The organism is Priestia sp. YIM B13491, assembly GCF_042787605.1.
GTDB classification, from domain to species: Bacteria; Bacillota; Bacilli; order Bacillales; family Bacillaceae_H; genus Priestia; species Priestia megaterium_E.
Genome location: NZ_JBHZOR010000035.1, coordinates 1 through 1859 on the forward strand (window position 1 = coordinate 1; position 1859 = coordinate 1859).

Consider the following 1859-nt stretch of genomic DNA (forward strand, 5'->3'; position numbering starts at 1 on the left):
GCCGAAGAAGGACGTGACAAACGACGATATGCCTTGGGTAGCTGTAAGTAAGCGATGATCCAGGGATTTCCGAATGGGGGAACCCAACAGGTACTACCTGTTACCCATATCTGTTAAGGATATGAGGAGGAAGACGCAGTGAACTGAAACATCTAAGTAGCTGCAGGAAGAGAAAGCAAAAGCGATTGCCTTAGTAGCGGCGAGCGAAACGGCAGGAGGGCAAACCGAAGAGTTTACTCTTCGGGGTTGTAGGACTGCAATGTGGACTCAAAGACTATAGAAGAATGATTTGGGAAGATCAGCCAAAGAGAGTAATAGCCTCGTATTTAAAATAGTCTTTGTACCTAGCAGTATCCTGAGTACGGCGGGACACGTGAAATCCCGTCGGAATCTGGGAGGACCATCTCCCAACCCTAAATACTCCCTAGTGACCGATAGTGAACCAGTACCGTGAGGGAAAGGTGAAAAGCACCCCGGGAGGGGAGTGAAATAGAACCTGAAACCGTGTGCCTACAACAAGTTCGAGCCCGTTAATGGGTGAGAGCGTGCCTTTTGTAGAATGAACCGGCGAGTTACGATATGATGCGAGGTTAAGTTGAAGAGACGGAGCCGTAGGGAAACCGAGTCTTAATAGGGCGCATTAGTATCATGTCGTAGACCCGAAACCATGTGACCTACCCATGAGCAGGTTGAAGGTGAGGTAAAACTCACTGGAGGACCGAACCAGGGCACGTTGAAAAGTGCTTGGATGACTTGTGGGTAGCGGAGAAATTCCAAACGAACTTGGAGATAGCTGGTTCTCTCCGAAATAGCTTTAGGGCTAGCGTCGACATTAAGATTCTTGGAGGTAGAGCACTGTTTGGGTGAGGGGTCCATCCCGGATTACCAATCTCAGATAAACTCCGAATGCCAATGAATTATGGTCGGCAGTCAGACTGCGAGTGCTAAGATCCGTAGTCGAAAGGGAAACAGCCCAGACCACCAGCTAAGGTCCCAAAATAATTGTTAAGTGGAAAAGGATGTGGGGTTGCACAGACAACTAGGATGTTAGCTTAGAAGCAGCTATTCATTCAAAGAGTGCGTAATAGCTCACTAGTCGAGTGACCCTGCGCCGAAAATGTACCGGGGCTAAAACAATTTACCGAAGCTGTGGATACCTTTATAGGTATGGTAGGAGAGCGTTCTATGTGTGATGAAGGTGTACCGTGAGGAGTGCTGGAACGCATAGAAGTGAGAATGCCGGTATGAGTAGCGAAAGACAGGTGAGAATCCTGTCCACCGTAAGACTAAGGTTTCCAGGGGAAGGCTCGTCCGCCCTGGGTTAGTCGGGACCTAAGGAGAGACCGAAAGGTGTATCCGATGGACAACAGGTTGATATTCCTGTACTAGAGTATGTAGTGATGGAGGGACGCAGTAGGCTAACTAAAGCAGACGATTGGAAGTGTCTGTCTAAGCAGTGAGGTGTGAATTGAGTTAAATGCTTAGTTCTATAACATTGAGCTGTGATGGGGAGCGAAGTTTAGTAGCGAAGTTAGTGACGTCACACTGCCAAGAAAAGCTTCTAGCGTTAAACATACTCTACCCGTACCGCAAACCGACACAGGTAGTCGAGGCGAGTAGCCTCAGGTGAGCGAGAGAACTCTCGTTAAGGAACTCGGCAAAATGACCCCGTAACTTCGGGAGAAGGGGTGCTGACTTTAAGTCAGCCGCAGTGAATAGGCCCAAGCAACTGTTTATCAAAAACACAGCTCTCTGCTAAATCGTAAGATGATGTATAGGGGGTGACGCCTGCCCGGTGCTGGAAGGTTAAGAGGAGTGCTTAGCGCAAGCGAAGGTATGAATTGAAGCCCCAGTAAACG

Annotated in this window: 1 rRNA gene; it reads left to right on the forward strand. The window is 48.6% G+C overall.

From position 1 onward, the window contains the following. Positions 1-1859 (forward strand): 23S ribosomal RNA (locus tag ACFX4E_RS28190); the annotation flags it as partial.